Here is a 17,812-nt window from a genome sequence, read left to right as displayed (position 1 = left end):
TCGTAAATCACTGAGATTTTTTTCTTGTAACTTTGTCGGTACGTGCAGATCGGATCTGAAAGATCTTTCTAAACGCTCGATGTGAACCCGCGTCTCGCGCTCAACGTCTGGCGACGATAACTTTATAACGTCCGGCGGCTTCAAATCGAAGTGCAACGGGGGGTTAATGTTTAGCGCTTTGAGATTGGCTCGCTGAGGCAAGTGTCGCAGCGAGGACCTCGAATGGCGAATGGAACGCGTGGGTTGCGCGCGGCCGGCTGTTCAGGCTGTCGGCGATGGCATCGAGCTCGTCCTGAGTGTAGACCGAGAGGTCGGTGCCCTTAGGCAAATATTGATGTAGCAATCCGTTGGTGTTTTCGCAGGTCCCGCGCTGCCAGGGGCTATGTGGGTAGCAGAAGTACACGCGCACGCCAGTGGCTGCAGTGAGTTCTTGATGCCGCGACATTTCTTTTCCCTGGTCGTAGGTAAAGGTTTGTCGCAGCGGTGCTGCAATCGAGTTGAGTTTGGCGGAGAAGCCCGCCAGCGCTGAAGCGGCGGTGTCGTCTTCCATCTTGGCGAGCAGCACTAGACGGCTGGTCCGTTCGACCAGGACGCCGACAGACGATTGATTTCCGGCGCCCTTGATAAAGTCGCCTCCCCATTGACCAGGCAGCAGGCGGTCCTCGATTTCGGGCGGGCGCACGTGAATACTCACCATGTCGGGAATCTGCCCGCGCCGGTCGGTGCCGCGCGTGCGGGACATGCGGGTGTTGTGGCCGTGGCGCAGGCAGGCAATCAACTGGCGGCGCGATTCGCCACGCGGCTGAGCGTAGATAGCCGTGTAGATGGTTTCGTGCGATACGTGCTGGGTCTGGTCGGTCGGATACATGCGCGTCAGTGCGCCCGATATATGCTGAGGTGTTTATTTCCATTCGAGCAGGGTGAGCACGACCCGCCAGGAAACGCTTTGTAGGCAAAGCTTCGCGGGGCGGCAGCCCGCGCTACGGCGGGCGGCGCTGAGTGCTTCGGCCGGCACTGATGCGTAGCCAGCAGGAGAACTGTTTCGCGTTAGTTCACGGCTCACGGTGGACTGCGAGCGCCCGAGCATTCAGGCCATGGCCCGAATGCTCACATCCTGCAGTCGCAGCTTGCGATGGCGAGGCGCTCTTCAGGTTGAAGCTGCTGGTACGAAGTTTTGTCGGGCATTGCAACACCTTATACGAGACAGGTGTTGCACTTCGCTTTTGAGGCCGCCTCCCTTAATCCATTGATGGTAAGCCGAAATAGAATTTGATTGGGTCTATTAGACGCTGCCTCCGCATTGGATGAGAAAGCTTCTGGACGCACTCCAGAGATTTCGCGACTTCTCTCCGGGGCAATCACGCTCAATAAGCTGTTTCGCCGGCGCGCGCTCGACGCCGGCTTGCAAGATGAAGCCTCACGTTGGAACGTGCGGTTAGAGAGGTCAGCTCGTATCTGGACGCTAAAGAACGTGCGCGCACGTCTTTTCTTGCGCGAAAGTTTCGATCGCTCGCGGGCACATACATAGGTCTGCAATAGTCGGAACGCTCGATCGCACTGCTGCTGGTCAGCCTTGTTACTCTAGAGCGGGTAGCCCGAAAATATTCCACCGCTTGTTAGCGAATTTTACATAAACCTAAGGGTAGTTCGCAATGCGAAATATATCAGAAAATAAAAGTGAGGCGGGTTGGTCGTAAGCGACTCGGCTGGGCCAGTTCCTCATTCGTGCGCGCGTGAGGCATGATGGTGATGTTGATGGCGTGCCGGAAATCATTTAGATCACAGGCGATCGTGGACATGATCCATCCAAATCTTCCAGATCTATCCGGTTAAGGTGTAGGCGGAGTGGCCGGCTTCAGTTTGTCGGCCACGTTCCAGGGCAGCAATTCGTCGATGCGTGAGATCTTGTGATCAGCGATGTGGGTCAGGACGTATTCGAGGTAGGCGCGCGGGTTGATCCCATTTAGCTTTGCCGACCCGATCAAGCTATACATCGCGGCGGCCCGCTCGCCCCCGCTGTCGGAGCCGACGAACAGATAGTTTTTGCGTCCGAGCGCGACACAGCGCAGCGCGTTCTCGGCAAGCACGTTGCTGATCTCGACTTGACCGTCTTCGCAGTAGAATACGAGCGCCGCCCAGTGGTTCAGCGAGTAGTTGATTGCTTTGGCGAGCGCGGACTTCGTCGACAGCGTCGCGAGTTTCGCCCTGATCGTCGCTTCGAACTTCGTGAGCAACGGCTTGGTCTTTTCCTGCCTCAAGCGCAGCCGCTCGTCAGGCGCCTTGCCCCGGATGTCGGCTTCGATACTGTAGAGCTCGCTGATCATCTCGAGCAGTTGCTGGGTATCTGGAGTCGGTGTGCGCGCGTGAACATCGTAGATGTACCTCCTCGCGTGATCCCAGCATGCCGCTTCGTGGATCTCGCCGCTCGCATACAATTGATCGAAACCGGCGTAAGCATCGGCCTGCAGGATCCCGCGGAATGCGGCGAGCCGGGTCTGGGGATGTACGCCTTTGCGATTCGACGAGAAGTCGAACCATACTGCAGCCGGCTCAGTCGAGCCCGAGCGGTGATCGTCACGCACGTAGACCCAGAAGCGACCGGTCACCGTCTTTCCGTTGCCTGGCGCGAGCACCGCAACCGGTGTGTCGTCGACGTGTACTTTGCCGGCGACCAGCACGTAGCGCTGGATTGCTTCAACAAGCGGCCCGCAGAGCTCGGCGATCTGCCCGATCCAGCGGCCCATGCTGGCGCGATCCAGCGTCACGCCGTCGCGTGCCGCAATCTCCGATTGGCGATACAGCGGTTGGTGATCGGCGAACTTCGATACCACAATGTCGGCCAGCAGGCTCGGATGCGCGATGCTGTGCTCGATCGGCAGGCTGGGCATCGCGGGCTGTTCGATGTGGCCGCAGTCAGGACAGCACAGCTTGTGACGGATCGTGCGGATCACTTTGAACGCAGCCGCCACGCGCGCGAGCTGTTCGGAGACATCCTCGCCGAGTCGCTGCATCGTTGTCGCACACTTGGGGCAAGCCGGATTCGGCGTGAGTTCGATTTCATCGCGTGGCAAGTGCGGCGGCAGCGGCTCTCGCGTGGGCGCTCGACCGGGCGGCGCTGTCGACGTCTTGTCTCGGTGTCCTCGCGTCTCGGCCGCGCCCTGACCGGCCGTCAGGTCTTCCAGCTGCGCCTCGAGTTTATCGATCTGCCGGGCCAGTTTCTCGGACTTGCTCCCGAAGTACATCCGTCTGAGCTTGTCGATCTGCGCCTTCAGGCGTTCGATTTCGTCGTCCCGTGCGGCGATCTCCCGCACCATGTTCTCGATGGGGGTGCGGACAAAATCTTGGACTACCAGGAGGTAGTCCATGTATTCATACGAAGACCGCGTTCGGGCGGTTGAGCTGTACCTGAAACTCGGCAAGCGCATCAAGGCGACAATCCGCCAGTTGGGTTACCCGCAAAGAATTCTCTCAAGGCGTGGTGCGAAGAATTCGAGAAGAGGGGCGATTTGCAGAATGAGTATGTTCGCGGAAAGCCGAAGTACTCAGAGGAACAGAAGAACGTAGCACTCGAGCACTACGTCAACCACGGGCGCTGCGTCGCCTTCACTCTCAGGGCATTAGGCTATCCCTGTCGCCAGATACTGACGGCGTGGGTTCGCGAGCGCTATCCGGAAACCAGGAAACACGTGGTTGGCAAACGAGGGCGACCGGCCGCGTCATTAGCGTCCAGGCAGGCCGCTGTGTACGAACTCTGCACACGTGAAGGAAGTGCGCGGGCGTTGGCGCGAAAGCTGGACGTCGACAGGGTGACGCTGTACAACTGGAAGACCCAGTTACTTGGCCGGGAGGCCCCTGCATCCATGAAACGCGACAAGCGAACACCTGCAGAGACGGATCGGGACGAACTGGAGCGACAGGTCGAAGGACTCCGGCGCGACATTCGCAATCTGCAGCTTGAACACGACCTGTTGAAGAAGGCGAATGAACTCCTAAAAAAAGACCTGGGCGTAGACCTGCCACTCCTGAACAACCGGGAGAAGACGACGCTGGTTGACGCCCTGAGAGACGAATACAGTTTGGCTGAGCTGCTTGCGCGGTTGGACCTCGCGCGCAGCACCTATTTCTACCAACGGTCGTCCATGCGGATTGCCGACAAATATGCAGAAGTCCGTCGTACCGTTGCAGAGATCTTCGAGGACAATCACCGATCATACGGCTATCGTCGGGTGCAGGCAGCGCTCGGCCGACAACGTGTGTTTCTATCAGAGAAAGTCGTGCGTCGCCTCATGAAACAAGGCGGCCTCCATGCAGCCAGGCCCAGGCGGCGCCGATACCGTTCTTATATTGGGGAAATCAGCCCTGCCCCAGATAACATCATCAATCGCGATTTCCGTGCTGACGCCCCCAACGAAAAGTGGGTGACGGATATCTCCGAGTTCCAGATTCCTGCGGGTAAGGTATATCTGTCGCCCATGATCGACTGCTTCGATGGCATGGTAGTCAGCTGGTCGATTGGCACAAGCCCTGATGCAGAGCTCGTGAATACCATGTTGGATGCGGCTATCGAAACCGTGACTGAAGAAGATAAAACGCCGATCGTGCATTCCGATCGGGGTGGCCACTACCGTTGGCCGGGCTGGCTATCGCGGGTTGCAAAGGCTAATCTGATTCGATCCATGTCGCGGAAAGCCTGTTCCCCTGACAATGCTGCCTGCGAGGGATTCTTCGGCAGGCTGAAGACCGAGATGTTCTATCCAGGAGACTGGCGTTCGACGACCATCGCGGAGTTTGTTGAGATACTGGACGCCTACGTTCGCTGGTACAACGAGAAACGGATTAAGGGCTCCCTTGGCTATCTCAGCCCCATCGAGTACCGTAAAAGCCTTGGTCTAACAACATAAAACAGTCCAAGAAAATAGCCGCATCCCCAAATCAACAATCGATGATCATCATTGCTCGTCCTATAAGTGATCGTCAAAACGTGTGCCGAACGCCAACGGCAAAAGTGTTGCCGATAGGGTGGTCGCTCAGCTTGTCCAAAGAGTAAATCGCGTAGATATCCGTTCGCTTGGACAGTAGATGGTCGTAACCGAGCGCGGCAGTGTTGCGAAGACTGCTGGTCGAAGACGTAGACCCGGACCGCCGCGTACGCGCCCACTCTGCAAGCAGGAAGTCCGCGGGCGAGAAGGGGATTGACAACCCTGCTTCGTAGGTATGACTGCCAGTAAGCGTGCTTACATCACTTGTCATCGCCCACGCCCCGTAGAGCGTCACGACCTTGAAGTCGTATGCTGCGCCCGCAAGATAGGCGTACTGTGCGCCCACAGGCCCTGCTGCTGTGTACCGCACGCGCTGGCCAGATAGCACCGCCGTAAGTCCGTGACCTTGGTAATTCAAGTGAACGCCGAGATTACTGATACCAGGCGAACCCGCAACGCCACCAAGACCGTAGATTACTGTTGCGCCGAAGCCCTTAAAGCTCGGGGTCGTATACTTGGCGGTGTTATTCCACACCGTATCTCCGATGATCGTGCCGCCATAGTTGGCCACAAAGGTCTGGACCACGAGCGGCGAAAAGACGGTCGATGATGCGAATGGATTGACGAGAGCTTCTGCCGTGTAGGTCGGATTTCTGTGCCGCCCAAAGGTCACTTGACCGAAGTCACCTTTGAAGCCCACGTACGCGTTGCGCGACCAGGATGGGTCAGTCGCATTGCGACCTTGCGCTCCGTTTTGCGGTTGAAAGAAGCTCTCAAGGGCGAAGATGGCACTGACGCCACCACCAAGGTCTTCCTTGCCTCCGATTCCCCAGAAGGACGTGGTAAGGCCTCCGCTCCCCATGAGTATTGCAGATTGTGGCATGTCGCTACGCTTCACACTCCCGATGTAGGTGCCGATGATTCCGTAAAGCTGTACCTGCGAGCCACCTTGCACCTGCGGCGTGGCTTGCACTTGCGCGGCCGCATTTGTTGCGCACAATACGAATGCGGCGCAAGTGCTCGCGTGTAAGCGACAACTCTTGGCTGCCAAACCCTGAGGGCGTACGTTTCCCCTGATCTTCACGATCAGTCTCCTTATGTTTTGATTGTGTTTCGGGGTGGAGAGCCGCTCAAGCGGCGGTCTCCAATGCGAAGTCGGGCCTTACACGACGACGTGCCTTCTCATAATTGCGTCGAGTTTGTCGCGGTCGAGTTCTCGTTCCCAAGCCGAGACCACCAGCGTGGCGACGCCGTTGCCAATCGTGTTGACGATCGCTAGCCCAGTACCCATGAAGCGGTGAATGCCGAGAATCAGCACCATTCCGGATACCGGGATGATGGGGAACACCAGTAGCGTCGAGGTGAGCATGATGAACGCAGCGCCAGCCACGCCGCTTGCCCCCTTCGATGTGAGCATCGCGACAATGACCAACGTCATTTCCTGCGTGAAGGTCAGCTGGATATTGAAGGCCTGCGCAATGAAGAGAACCGCCATTGTTAGATAGATATTCGTGCCGTCGAGATTGAACGAGTAGCCCGCCGGCACGACAAGCCCGACTACCGGCTTGGAGCAGCCGAGGCGTTCGAGCTTTGCGAGTATGCCTGGCAAGGCCGCTTCAGACGAACTGGTTCCGAGAACAATAAGAAGCTCCTCGCGGATGTAGCTCATAAAGCGAAAGATATTGAAGCCCATCACCCGGCCGATGCCGCCGAGCACGACGACGACGAACACAAAGAGCGTCAAATAGAAAGCGCCAATCAGTTTGAGGAGCGGCAAGACCGATCCGACGCCATACGTTCCGATGGTGTAGGCGATTGCGCCGAACGCCCCAATGGCCGCCGTCTTCATGATGATGTGAACGATGCCAAAAAATACATTAGCGATGCCGCCGATGAAGTCGGCTAGCGGCTTACCTCGTTCGCCGAACTTGGCGAGCGCTGCGCCGAACAGCACTGAGATGAGCAAAATCTGCAGCACGTTGCCCGTCGCGAACGCATCCACAACGGTGTTCGGGATAATGTGCATCAGGAACTCGACCGTACTTTGCTCATGAGCTTTAGTCGCATAGCCGGAGAGAGCGGAGGCGTCGATCCTGGATGGATCAAGGTTGAATCCTGCACCCGGGCGCAGCAGGTGTCCGGCCAGCAGACCGATGATCAAGGAGAGCGTCGAGACCACCTCAAAATAAAGCAGCGCTTTTCCGCCGACGCGTCCTACCTTCTTCATGTCGCCCATGCCTGCGATGCCGGAGACCACAGTGCAAAAGATGATGGGGCCTATCACCATCTTGACGAGCTTGATAAACGCATCGCCCAGAGGCTTCATCTGGACCGCCAGCGTCGGTGCGAAATGACCGAGCAATACGCCAATTAGGATCGCGGCCAACACATGCACGTAGAGTTGGCGATAAAAGGGAACGCGCGGGCGCGGAACGGCTTCCGGGGATGAGGCGACATTCATCGCGAATACCCCACGGCAAGCGTGATACGCGAACGAATTTCGGCTTGGGTCATGCTTGTCTCCGTTATGTTGTCTTTGCGGTCTTTGCGACCGTCTTTATCTGACTGGGGCGAAATCGTAAAGTCGCTCAGGATTCTCGACGAGTATTTTGTGAATGAGCCTGGGATCGTCGCAAATGCGGAACAGTAGGTCGACGAGTTCCCCGTCGTTGGGCATGTCCTTCGAGATATTCGGATGTGGCCAATCCGTGCCCCAAAGAACTCGATCCGGTGCCGCCTGAACGAGTGCACGCGCAAAAGGAATTGCGTCGTCGAACGGCCTCTTGCCGGCAGAAACTCTTTCGGAGCCGCACACCTTCACCCACGCCAGCGGGTTTTTCATCAGTTCGAGCAGTTGACGAAACGGCTCTTGGTCCAGACCCGCCTCGGCGCGCACGCGTCCCATGTGGTCGATGACGAATGGCACACGAATTCGTCTGATGAGATCGGCATATCTGACGATGTCCTGCGCATCAAGGTGCAGCACGACGTGCCAGCGAAGCGCTTCAATTCGCAGGAGGACGCGATCGAACACATCTAGGTCAGGAGCCCCGCCCAGATGCGCAACAAAATTGAAGCGAACGCCGCGTACACCTGCGTCGTTAAGGGCGTTCAGCTTTTCGTCGGTCACACCTGCATCGACAATTGCAACACCCCGATATCGCCCATTGCCACGCGCGATCGCATCGAGCATTGCGGTGTTGTCAGTGCCGTGACAGCTTGCTTGAACAATCACGCCGCGTGAGAGCCTCAGATGGTCGTGGAGGGCGACTAAGGACTCGAACGGCGCGTCGGGAGGCGTATAGGTGCGATCATCGGCATACGGAAAACGTTCGGCGGGACCGAACACGTGGCAATGGGCGTCGCATGAGAGCGCGGGCAGCGCATACATGGGCTCGACGGGGTTCGGATCTGGCGGAAGGCACGACTTCATGTCTATTAAGCTCCACTCGGAAGGGTGCGGTGATGGACAACCGATCACCCATTGTGGGGTTACAGGTTATTTCATACAATCGATATAACCGACTAGCTGATATGTGATTTGTGTATAGGATGGTCGAATGGAGCTTAAGCAGCTTGAGGCCTTTGTCCATGTGGTGGAACTTGGCAGTTTTACGCGCGCAGCCACGATCCTGGATACCAATCAGCCGACCTTGAGCCGCCTAGTGCGGCAATTGGAGGTCGAATTAAGACAGACCCTGCTCGTGCGCCACGGGCGCGGTGTGGTAGCAAGTGATGCGGGGCAGGTCATGTTGGGCCACGCAAAGGGAATGCTGCTGCAGGCCGAGCGTGCGCGGCACGATCTTCGACAGTTGCAGGGAGCAGTCGGTGGCCACTTTAGCGTCGGGCTTGCGCCGAGTTTTGCCAAGATAGCCACGCAGGAGCTGATTCGGCAGTTCAGGCAGCAGTTCCCCGAGGCGACCATCTCGGTGGCCGAAGGGCTATCTACGTATCTGACGGAGTGGCTGATGATGGGCCGCCTAGACGCAGCGGTGCTTTACGATACTTCACTCACAGCACTGGTCGAGAAGCGTGCAGTATTCGAAGAGGAATTGTTCCTGATTGGCATTGCAGGCGAGAAAGGCGCTGAGGCGCCAAAGCAGATCCGCCTGAAAGACATTCCGCGCTACCCGCTTGTCATTCCCGGCCGCATGCATGCGCTGCGACAGATTGTAGAAGCACGCGCCGCCGAGGAGGGTGTCAAGCTCACCATCGCACTGGAGGTAGATGCCGTGGGGGCAATTCTTGACCTCGTTTGCGAGGGCTATGGGTACGCGGTGTTGCCCATCAATGCAACGGCCACCGATCCGCTCAGGCGCCCGTTTTCTGTCACGCGTATACGCCAACCGACGCTGCACAGCCGTCTGACTATCGCAACCAGCAGCCAGCACACGTTGTCACATCTGGCGATGGAAGCGATCGGCCTGATCGAGTCTGTGGTCCTTCCCCTATACACCGCCGACCGTAATCCTGGACTAACGCGAGTGGAGAAGACGTGAGGCAACACGGTGAGCAAGAAATCATCTTTCTAACGGTCCAATCGACTTCCGCGCTGGGCGCCATCGGTAGCAGGCGGGCCTGAGCGACATCCACTAGCTGCCCGGAACTAAAGGGCTGGTGAGCGAATTGGCGACAGCTGTGATACTGGCTGCCGCCCGGGCGACTGCTTAGTGAACATGGTGGAAGGCTGTGCGCAGTTGCGAATGTTCACCGAGAAGCGTTCTGTTCGAGATGTTCAACCAAGGCAAGTGCTGGCGCAGGTAGGGTGGAACGCTCGCGGTACATGATGCAGATCAGTGGGTGAGCCCATGCGTCTGTCAGTGGAATAAAGCGCAGGCTATAGGTCGGGGCGTATGTCTTGGAAAGGAACGAGGGCACAATGCCGATTCCCATGCCTAGCCCAACCATGTGACATACCGCGTCGAAACCTCGTACATGGATTCTTGTCTTCTTGATCATCGAGGCTTGCTTAGCGGCGTAGTCCAGCAGTTGCGACAACGCGGTGGTCTTCGGCTGCTCAACATGGTCGTAAGCAAGCGTCTCTTCGTATCGCAGCGAGAGATGACGAGCAAGCGGATGATTCTGAGGTACAGCAACGGCCAGATCATAGCGTCCGTAAGGCCTCAGTTGGAGTCCTTCGTGGACGAAAATGTTCGGCCCGAGTCCAACGTCTGCTCGGCCTTCGATAACGTCACGCACGATGACGGGAGTCTCTTGTTCCTCGAGATCAAGTTTAATGTCGGGATGGTTCTCTAAAAAGCTCTGGATTTGCGCCGGCACGCCTGCCGCGAGGGCCGAGGCGCTGACGCGCACCCGTACGTGTCCGCGAACGCCATTGACGTAATCGGCCATTTCAGCCTGCAGAGCTTCTAGCGCCAAAACCACCACTCGTGCATGGTGGGCCATTGCCTCGCCGGCAGGCGTCAGTTGAATTCCCTTCTGACTGCGTTCAACGAGCGAGACGCCAACTGCCGCCTCGAGCTCTTGTAAGCGTTTGCTTACCGCCGATGGCACCATGTTTTCGCGTGTGGCTGCCTTTGCAATGCTTCCTTCTTGCGCGATCGTCAAAAAGATTTGTGCTGTGCGGGTATCCAGATGTCGCATCGTCGGGGCATCTCCGTTCGAGAGGGAGGGGCACTCGAACGATCGCTTTTTGCGGTTGTTAAGGGCGTTCATCATAGTCCTCAAATCTCCCGTCGGATATCGGCGGGCGCCCAGAGCCCCTCTCACTGGGGCGAAAAGTCGGAGACAAATCAGTGCAAATCCAAGAGAATTCCTCCCCCGTCGTCCTTTCGGATAAGCCGTTCGTTACAGTGACCGAGGTTGGTACGCGAGACGGGTTGCAGATTGAACCCACGTTCGTGCCCACGAAGCGAAAGATCGAACTGATCAACGATATGCTCGCGGCGGGCATCAAGAACATTGAGGTTACGTCCTTCGTTTCACCGAAAGCCGTTCCGCAGCTTGCCGATGCCGAAGAAGTGCTGGCAGGTATCGAACGCCGTCCCGACACTCGTCTTTCCGCACTCGTTCCGAATCTCCGCGCAGCAGAACGCGCTGTCCAGACCGGGCTCGATGCTGCGGTCTTGCTGTGCTCCGCGTCTAACACCCACAACAGAAAAAACCTCAACCGCAGTGTCGACGAGTCGCTCGCTGGCCTCGACGAGGTGGCGCAAGTGCTTCTTGCACCAACCGAGTCTCGGCAACCAAAGGCGTTGATCGGAGCCGTCGCGACAGCATTCGGCTGTCCATTCGAAGGGGACATCCCTATCGAGCAAGTCGAAAAAATTGCGAGGCGCTACGTGGAAGTTGGCGTGACTGAAGTGACTCTTTCCGATACGACAGGAATGGCTACCCCGGAGAACATCCGCCGGTTGGTACGCGCGATCCGCGCTGCATTGCCGTCCAGTATCGAGTTGGCGCTTCATCTGCACAACACTCGTGGCATTGGTCTGGCTAATGTCATCGTCGGCCTGGAGGAGGGCATCACCCGTTACGATTCGTCCGTCGGCGGTCTGGGCGGATGCCCGTTTGCCGCTGGGGCGACCGGCAACATCTGCACAGAGGATCTGCTCTTTCTGTTGCAAGAATCTGGATACGAAACTGGTGTCGATTTGGAAAAAGCCATCTTGGTTGCCAAGAAGATGGAGGCCTTCCTCGGCAAGGGCTTGGTTGGCCAAGTGATGAAGGCTGGGCCAAGACTCCGGCTGCACGCTACCGATGCCGTTGCGACGGCTGCGGGGTAAAACATGACACTGCCGCTCGCTGGTATCAAGGTCGTCGACCTTACACGTATACTGTCTGGCCCGTTTTGCACGATGTTGCTGGGCGACATGGGCGCTGACGTTGTGAAGATCGAGCCGCCCGGCGTGGGCGACCCCATCCGAGGTCAAGGAACGATCGTCAATGGGATTTCAACTTACTTCGCTTCATTCAATCGCAATAAGCGGTCGATCACGCTGGATTTGAGGACGGAAAGCGGGAAAGCGACGCTTTCGTCGTTGATTGAGCGAGCAGACGTGCTCGTCGAGAACTTCCGCCCTGGTGTCCTCGATGAGATGGGCTTGACTGATAAAAGGCTGTCGGAACTTAACCCACGGCTCGTGACTGCTTCCATCAATGGGTACGGATCAACAGGTCCGTACGCGCAACGGCCGGCGTTCGACTTCATCGCTCAGGCAATGAGCGGGTTCATGAGCTTGAACGGCAAGGTCGACGATGATCCTATTCGCAGCGGCATTCCCATCAGTGACCTGGTCGCTGGTCTCTACGCTGCGTTCGGGATCGTGAACGCACTGCGCGTGCGTGACATGACCGGAGAGGGTCAGCGTGTAGAAGCGGCGATGGTTGACTCACTGATGAGCCTCTTCGCCTGGTATGCGTCTGATCATCTCGCGACTGGCGAGCCTGCGAAGCGAAGCGGCAACGATCATCCGATCACGGCACCGTATGGAATGTTCACAGCGGCCGATGGCGACATTGCCGTCGCCCCAAGTACTGAGGCAGTGCTCAATCGATTCCTTGAGCAGTTGGGCATGGAAGGGCTACGTAACGATCCGAGATTTTCGACGAATGTGTTGCGGATAAAAAATCGAGATGCGCTCAATCAGCTGATCAACGAGCAGATATCAACCGATACACAGGCGAACTGGGTAAAAAACCTCAACGAAGCGGGCGTGCCCTGCGGCGTGGTACAGAACCTCCCGGAGGCCCTCAGCGACCCACAGACGCTGCACCGCGAGATGGTGATATCAGTTGACCATCCCGGGCATGGGTCGATCCGGACGTTAGGCTTCCCCGTCAAACTCTCGAAGACCCCATGTGTAGTCCGTCATCCGGCACCGGAGAAGGGTGCGCACCTGTCTGACATAGTCAGTGAGTGGGATGTAGCGTGCGCAGGTGATGCGCGGACCGGCGTACCTGAAGCGAATGTCCGCTAGGCGAAAAACCATGCTAAATTTCTCCGCAAATCTCTCGACTCTTTTTCAAGAATTACCGCTGGCTTCACGCTTCGCCGCCGCCACGCACGCAGGATTTAATGCGGTTGAAGTGTGGTTTCCTTACGAACTTGCCAGCAAAGAAGTCGCCATACTGCTCGCTGAGCATCGGCTCCAATGCGTGGGTATTAATTCTCCCGCAGGAGACGTCACGGCGGGAGATTGGGGCCTCGCGGCAGATCCAGGCAAGTTCGAAGAGTTCAAGACTAGTGCTGAACAAGCGATCGGTTACGCTCGCGAAATAGGTTGCTCTAACGTTCACATCATGGCTGGACTGCTTGCACCCCAGGCCGATCGAACAGTGGCGTGGGAAAACTATCTGCAGTGCATCGACTTTGCGTGCTTGCTTGCCGCACAAGCGAGTATCACAGTGATGATCGAGCCGCTTAACAGCATCGACCGTCCACGCTATCTACTCAATACACAGGCGCAAGCCCTCGAAGCGATTGAAACCCTCGGAAAGACCAACCTACGAGTGATGCTCGACCTCTTTCATCTCCAGCGAGGTGAAGGAAACCTAATCGAGCGGATGAAGAGGTCGCTGCCCTTTGCGGCTCATGTCCAGATTGCCGACAACCCGGGCCGTCATGAGCCGGGGACGGGAGAAGTCAATTTCGAGGCAGTGTTCAAGGCTTTGCAAGACGCTAACTACGCGGGCTATATCGGGTGTGAGTACCTGCCTCTTCGCACCAGCGAAGAATCATTCGAGTGGATGGCAGACTTACGACCGGCGTAACTTACCTTTGCAGTTGGATAGATTGAGAAAGAGGCGGCAAATGGATTATCCACTTCCACGCGATTTTCGCGTTGATTTCGACGACCTCCGCGTTGTCACCCGTGGTCTGAAACGTCCCGAGTGCGTCTTGGCACTCTCGAACGGCGATCTAATCGTTGCCAACGGAAACGGTGGCTACACAGTTGTAAGTGCAACGGGCGGCACGCAGGATGTGATCATTAGCGACCAGAGATTGCGAAAGTTTTTGCCGAACGGCATAGCGCTCTCAATCAGTGGTGATGTGCTCTTCGCCGATCTGGGATCGGAGCTTGGCGGCATTTTTTCGGTTAATGCTCTCGGAGTTGCACAACCACTAATTGAGAGCTTGAACGGCGAGCCGCTCCCGCCGAGCAATTACCTGGTCAACGATCGAGCGGGACGACTGTGGTTCACGATCAGCACCCGTCAGAGGCCGAGGACAGTTGCGTGGACTCATCAAGTTGCCGATGGTTACATCGCGGTGGCAGACGAGACGGGAGTACGCGTTGTTGCTGATGGGCTCGGTTACACCAACGAGATTGCGTTCTCTCCTGACGGGAAGTGGCTTTATGTCAATGAGACGTACAACCAGCGTACTAGCCGCTTTCCCCTTCATGACGATGCCACGGTGGGTCCGAAGGAGGTTCTTGCGACCTACGATAACGCCGACTTTCCGGACGGATTGACGTTCGATGCCTTCGGAGGCGCATGGGTCACCTGCATTGGTAGCAACACACTCTATGTTATTCGCCCGGACGGGCAAATCCAGACGGTATTACAGGATAGAGACGATGATTACGCACGTGAGTTACAGGAAAAATTTATTTTGGGAAGCTTGACGCAACATGACATGAGTTCGGCAGGCAACTCCCGACTAGGGAACATCTCCAGTCTCGCTTTCGGAGGACCTTCTTTGAAAACCGCATACCTCGGTTGCTTACTGGACGATTGTGTGCGGGCTTTCGAGAGTCCAGTGCCCGGACTGACGCCCGTTCATTGGAACCGAACGCTTAAGAGGCAGCATTCCGTTTCATAAAGAAGTCCATACGCATAAATAAAGTGCAACCACAATTAGAGCTGGAGACAAGCATGACAACACAGGCTTATGATGTTGACCGACCCGTCGGCAGATCGCGGTGGACTCGAATCGGCGTGATCGTGTTCATCAGCTACCTCGTGGCATTCGCTGACCGGTCGAACATCGGTGTCGCTGCTCCGCTTATCGCCCGAGATCTTGCTCTGGATATGAGAGTCATCGGCACTCTGCTCTCGGCCTTTTTTTGGGGCTACGTGCTAACGCAGATACCTGGTGGCGCAGTAGCTCAACGCATCGGTCCTCGGCGAGTTGTCGGCTTCGCGCTCATTACAACAGGCATCGCCGCCTGCCTGACAGGGGTTATTTCGAATCTTCATGCTTTGCTCTTTGTGCGGGTTCTTCTGGGCATCGCGGAGGGAGTGATCTGGCCGTCATTCGCCATCTTGTTCATTCAGTGGTTTCCGGGAGAGGAGCGTGGACGTGCTGTGAGTGTCGCGCAGTATGCGATGCCCATCTCGACGGTCGTTATGGCTCCGTTGGCCGGATGGATGATTGACGTGGTGCAATGGCAGATGATGTTCGTTCTTCAGGGCATTCCCGCAATTGTGATGGGACTCGCTTTCCTCCGGTACGTATCTGACGATCCGGCGACCGACAAGCGCATCAGTGAGCGCGAACGTGAATATATTCTGAGTCGTCGCAATCATGGCACGAGCCAGAACTCTGGCTTCGCTTCGGTTCTGACACATCCCGCAGTTTGGTTGCTCGGGTTGGCGTCCTTCTTCTGGATCATGGTTATCTTCAGCTTTGGCCTGTGGATGCCGAGTCTTATAAAAAGCTTCTTCCCGCACGGATATTCATCGACCGGAGTGTTCACTGCCATCCCGTTTGTATTTGGTGCGCTCTCGATGTACTTGAACGCACGGTTTTCGGATCGCACTCGCGTATCGAGAGGTTGGTTTGTAGCGCTTCCGATCAGCGTTGCGGGATTCGCTTTGCTGGCTCAACATTACGGTCCACAAACGTTGATGTGGAGTGTGGTTATGTTCAGCGTAGCCGGTGCGGGCCTCTATTCCGGCGCAGGTACGTGGTGGAGCTGGGCAATCAGCATGTTCCCACGAAACCAAGCTGGCGCCGCTGTTGGTTTGATGAACATCTTCGCTAGTTGCGGAGGCATCGTTGGACCGATGGCAGTAGGGTATTTCGCTCAAGGCGCGAGCGCTGCAAGCAGCTTCTATATTTTGGGTTACGCGCTTTTTGCCGGCGCAGCTGTCATGTTGGTGCTCATTGCGCTCTCAAGTCGCCGCACTGTGTCTCACGAACCCGATGTTGCATTTCATTGAGATGGGTTCGTCTCCGAAGAAATAAGCCAGAAGCCCGTCAGGCCTAGCACCCTTCTTATAAGAAGCGTCGGGCCTAATATAGCGCTCGCCTTGAAAAGCGCGCAAATAAGATGAAAGCCATTTAAGTGCCGACCTAGAAGAGGCGATTTTTCCTCGCGGTCGAGGCGTTGATTTCTTGAGTCAGCCTGCGTCGCCGCGGGCTTTGACAATGTACTCATATTGATTGCAATGCACGGCACGGGTTCGCGGGCTTGTCAAATACGAGCGTTACTGCGGCCGACAAGATTATAAAGAGGAGACGGAAACGTGGCAAAGAAATGGAAAGTTAGAAATCGGACATTGTTAATGCTCTGGCTGGTTTACATCGTAGCGTTTCTCGATAGAGCCAATTTTAGTGTGGCGGCGCCTTTCATCGCCAAAGAACTCAATTTGAGCGCTAGCCAAATTGGTCTCGCGATGAGTGCTTTCATCATCGGCTACGGCTGGTTTCAGGTGATCGGAGGCATCATGGCGGACCGAATCGGGTCGCGCAAAACAATGTTGATTGCACTGACCTGGTGGACCGCTTTCACTGCCGCGACTGGCATGGCCAGTGGCATAGTGAGTATGATTGCTATCCGTTTCTTTTTTGGTGTGGGTGAGGCTTTTCAGGTACCCGCTGCATATAAGACTGTTTCGGTATGGTTCCCGAAAGCGGAGCGTCTGCGTGCGACGTCGATGATGTCTGGCGCTACCGCGCTGGCTCCGGCTGTAACGCCATTGATTGTTGTCTGGTTCGTACACAACTTCGGCTGGCGCGTGATGTTCTGTGCATTTGCGATCCCAGGAGCGCTCGTGGCGTTCCTTGTGTACCGACATCTGTATTCGCAACCAAGTGAACACCCACAGATCACGGAGGCAGAAAAGCTCGAGATCTATGAAGGCAAATCGGCTGCCGCGCGGTCCAAAAAGATTAGCGTAATTGAAGCCTTCAAGGTGCCGAAGCTGTTAATGATGTGCGTAATCTACCTTGTCTATGATGTCACCTACTGGGGGTTCTTCTCATGGATGCCATCCTACCTGGTAGACGTCCGCCATTTCGCCATGGTTAAAATGGGGGTCTATGCTTCGCTGCCGTACCTCGCAGGTTTCGTTGGCCTAATGTTGGCAAACACCATCGGGACGAAGATTTTCCGTGGGAATAAGGCGTACTTCTTAAGCGCCATATGGATGATTGGCGCAGTATCGCTCTATGCCGCCTTTGAGGCGTCGAGTGCAGAAGCTTGCATTGCATTGATGGCCGTGACGGCTGGGTGTGGCATCTTCATGGCGCAGGGCCCGTTTTGGGCGCTAGTCACCGAAAAAATGCCGAGTGAAGCAATGGGCTTTCTCAGCTCGGTGATCAATGGAGCGGGAAAGATCGGTGGATCCCTCGCGCCGATTGTCATCGGTTTCTCAATTAGCGCCACCGGAGGGAGCTACCGGTCTGCATTTGCACTCATGGCAGGGTGCCTTGTTATCTGTGCCGGGCTCGTGCTCTTCATACGTGAGAAAGCCTCGCCTGCCGAATCCAGTGCACGCCCAGTCGAAAGTCCTTCGCTCAAACCCGTGTCGGATGCGCAGTGAAGATAACCGAAACTTGAGCTTGGACTCAAGTGGCGCACAAAGTTCACGGACGAATGTCTTAACCAGAAACCTACGCACAAGACGTCCCCACCTCCAAA

Annotated in this window: 14 protein-coding genes and 1 pseudogene; 8 read left to right on the top strand and 7 right to left on the bottom strand. The window is 56.5% G+C overall.

Annotated elements, in window-relative coordinates; translation table 11 throughout:
- Positions 1-163: 163 nt before the first annotated feature.
- The 3 genes and pseudogenes from P9250_RS31260 to tnpC form a co-directional block, all read right to left on the bottom strand.
- Positions 164-1,185: pseudogene (locus P9250_RS31260) on the bottom strand (IS30 family transposase).
- A gap of 479 nt (positions 1,186-1,664) precedes the next feature.
- On the bottom strand, positions 1,665-1,799 hold the full coding sequence (locus tag P9250_RS31255; protein WP_310397208.1) for a hypothetical protein: 135 nt from the start codon (positions 1,797-1,799) through the stop codon (positions 1,665-1,667).
- Positions 1,800-1,829: 30 nt separating this feature from the next.
- Positions 1,830-3,314, bottom strand: a complete 1,485-nt coding sequence (gene tnpC, locus P9250_RS31250; RefSeq protein ID WP_310397647.1) for an IS66 family transposase — start codon at positions 3,312-3,314, stop codon at positions 1,830-1,832.
- 49 nt (positions 3,315-3,363) lie between these two features.
- Here tnpC and P9250_RS31245 point away from each other — a divergent pair.
- A protein-coding gene (locus P9250_RS31245; RefSeq protein WP_310397206.1) for an IS3 family transposase occupies positions 3,364-4,901 on the top strand; the annotation gives its coding sequence in 2 pieces (ribosomal slippage) (positions 3,364-3,457 and positions 3,457-4,901; 1,539 coding nt in all).
- A gap of 73 nt (positions 4,902-4,974) precedes the next feature.
- On the opposite strand, the gene P9250_RS31240 is transcribed toward P9250_RS31245, so the two are convergent.
- The 3 genes from P9250_RS31240 to P9250_RS31230 form a co-directional block, all read right to left on the bottom strand.
- Positions 4,975-5,979, bottom strand: a complete 1,005-nt coding sequence (locus P9250_RS31240) for a porin (RefSeq protein ID WP_409015005.1) — start codon at positions 5,977-5,979, stop codon at positions 4,975-4,977.
- Between the two features lie 162 nt (positions 5,980-6,141).
- The gene (locus P9250_RS31235; protein WP_310397202.1) at positions 6,142-7,440 is read right to left on the bottom strand and encodes a dicarboxylate/amino acid:cation symporter; all 1,299 of its coding nucleotides are present in this window, start codon (positions 7,438-7,440) and stop codon (positions 6,142-6,144) included.
- A gap of 96 nt (positions 7,441-7,536) precedes the next feature.
- A complete protein-coding gene (locus tag P9250_RS31230; protein ID WP_310397200.1) occupies positions 7,537-8,412 on the bottom strand; it encodes an amidohydrolase family protein in 876 nt (291 codons plus the stop codon).
- 127 nt (positions 8,413-8,539) lie between these two features.
- On the opposite strand from P9250_RS31230, the gene P9250_RS31225 reads away from it, so the two are divergent.
- The gene (locus P9250_RS31225; protein ID WP_310397199.1) at positions 8,540-9,478 is read left to right on the top strand and encodes a LysR substrate-binding domain-containing protein; all 939 of its coding nucleotides are present in this window, start codon (positions 8,540-8,542) and stop codon (positions 9,476-9,478) included.
- Between the two features lie 208 nt (positions 9,479-9,686).
- On the opposite strand, the gene P9250_RS31220 is transcribed toward P9250_RS31225, so the two are convergent.
- On the bottom strand, positions 9,687-10,583 hold the full coding sequence (locus P9250_RS31220; protein WP_310397198.1) for a LysR family transcriptional regulator: 897 nt from the start codon (positions 10,581-10,583) through the stop codon (positions 9,687-9,689).
- Between the two features lie 152 nt (positions 10,584-10,735).
- Here P9250_RS31220 and P9250_RS31215 point away from each other — a divergent pair, with 152 nt between their 5' ends.
- The 6 genes from P9250_RS31215 (at position 10,736) to P9250_RS31190 (ending at position 17,714) form a co-directional block, all read left to right on the top strand.
- Positions 10,736-11,725 carry a hydroxymethylglutaryl-CoA lyase gene (locus P9250_RS31215; RefSeq protein WP_310397197.1) on the top strand — a complete coding sequence of 330 codons (990 nt, stop codon included), beginning with the start codon at positions 10,736-10,738 and terminating at the stop codon, positions 11,723-11,725.
- 3 nt (positions 11,726-11,728) lie between these two features.
- Positions 11,729-12,919 carry a CoA transferase gene (locus tag P9250_RS31210; protein ID WP_310397195.1) on the top strand — a complete coding sequence of 397 codons (1,191 nt, stop codon included), beginning with the start codon at positions 11,729-11,731 and terminating at the stop codon, positions 12,917-12,919.
- Positions 12,920-12,929: 10 nt separating this feature from the next.
- Positions 12,930-13,712: a TIM barrel protein gene (locus P9250_RS31205; protein ID WP_310397193.1), complete on the top strand. Its 783-nt coding sequence runs from the start codon at positions 12,930-12,932 to the stop codon at positions 13,710-13,712.
- Positions 13,713-13,752: 40 nt separating this feature from the next.
- Positions 13,753-14,766 carry an SMP-30/gluconolactonase/LRE family protein gene (locus P9250_RS31200; RefSeq protein WP_310397191.1) on the top strand — a complete coding sequence of 338 codons (1,014 nt, stop codon included), beginning with the start codon at positions 13,753-13,755 and terminating at the stop codon, positions 14,764-14,766.
- 53 nt (positions 14,767-14,819) lie between these two features.
- A complete protein-coding gene (locus P9250_RS31195) occupies positions 14,820-16,109 on the top strand; it encodes an MFS transporter (protein ID WP_310397188.1) in 1,290 nt (429 codons plus the stop codon).
- Between the two features lie 306 nt (positions 16,110-16,415).
- Positions 16,416-17,714 (top strand): MFS transporter, encoded by a 1,299-nt coding sequence (locus tag P9250_RS31190; protein WP_310397185.1) that lies wholly within the window; start codon positions 16,416-16,418, stop codon positions 17,712-17,714.
- The last annotated feature ends 98 nt before the right edge of the window (positions 17,715-17,812 follow it).

The organism is Caballeronia sp. LP006 (assembly GCF_031450995.1).
Lineage (GTDB): Bacteria > Pseudomonadota > Gammaproteobacteria > Burkholderiales > Burkholderiaceae > Caballeronia.
Note: the sequence above shows the minus strand (reverse complement) of the source record. Positions and strands in the feature narration are given on the sequence as shown.

What these genes read in the sequence shown, in the direction of transcription:
- P9250_RS31235 (WP_310397202.1), bottom strand. Translation starts at nt 7,440, where the DNA reads ATGAATGTCGCCTCATCCCCGGAAGCCGTTCCGCGCCCGCGCGTTCCC.
- P9250_RS31230 (WP_310397200.1), bottom strand. Translation starts at nt 8,412, where the DNA reads ATGAAGTCGTGCCTTCCGCCAGATCCGAACCCCGTCGAGCCCATGTAT.
- P9250_RS31205 (WP_310397193.1), top strand. Translation starts at nt 12,930, where the DNA reads ATGCTAAATTTCTCCGCAAATCTCTCGACTCTTTTTCAAGAATTACCG.
- P9250_RS31195 (WP_310397188.1), top strand. Translation starts at nt 14,820, where the DNA reads ATGACAACACAGGCTTATGATGTTGACCGACCCGTCGGCAGATCGCGG.
- tnpC (WP_310397647.1), bottom strand. Translation starts at nt 3,314, where the DNA reads ATGGTGCGGGAGATCGCCGCACGGGACGACGAAATCGAACGCCTGAAG.
- P9250_RS31220 (WP_310397198.1), bottom strand. Translation starts at nt 10,583, where the DNA reads ATGCGACATCTGGATACCCGCACAGCACAAATCTTTTTGACGATCGCG.
- P9250_RS31210 (WP_310397195.1), top strand. Translation starts at nt 11,729, where the DNA reads ATGACACTGCCGCTCGCTGGTATCAAGGTCGTCGACCTTACACGTATA.
- P9250_RS31225 (WP_310397199.1), top strand. Translation starts at nt 8,540, where the DNA reads ATGGAGCTTAAGCAGCTTGAGGCCTTTGTCCATGTGGTGGAACTTGGC.
- P9250_RS31255 (WP_310397208.1), bottom strand. Translation starts at nt 1,799, where the DNA reads ATGTCCACGATCGCCTGTGATCTAAATGATTTCCGGCACGCCATCAAC.
- P9250_RS31200 (WP_310397191.1), top strand. Translation starts at nt 13,753, where the DNA reads ATGGATTATCCACTTCCACGCGATTTTCGCGTTGATTTCGACGACCTC.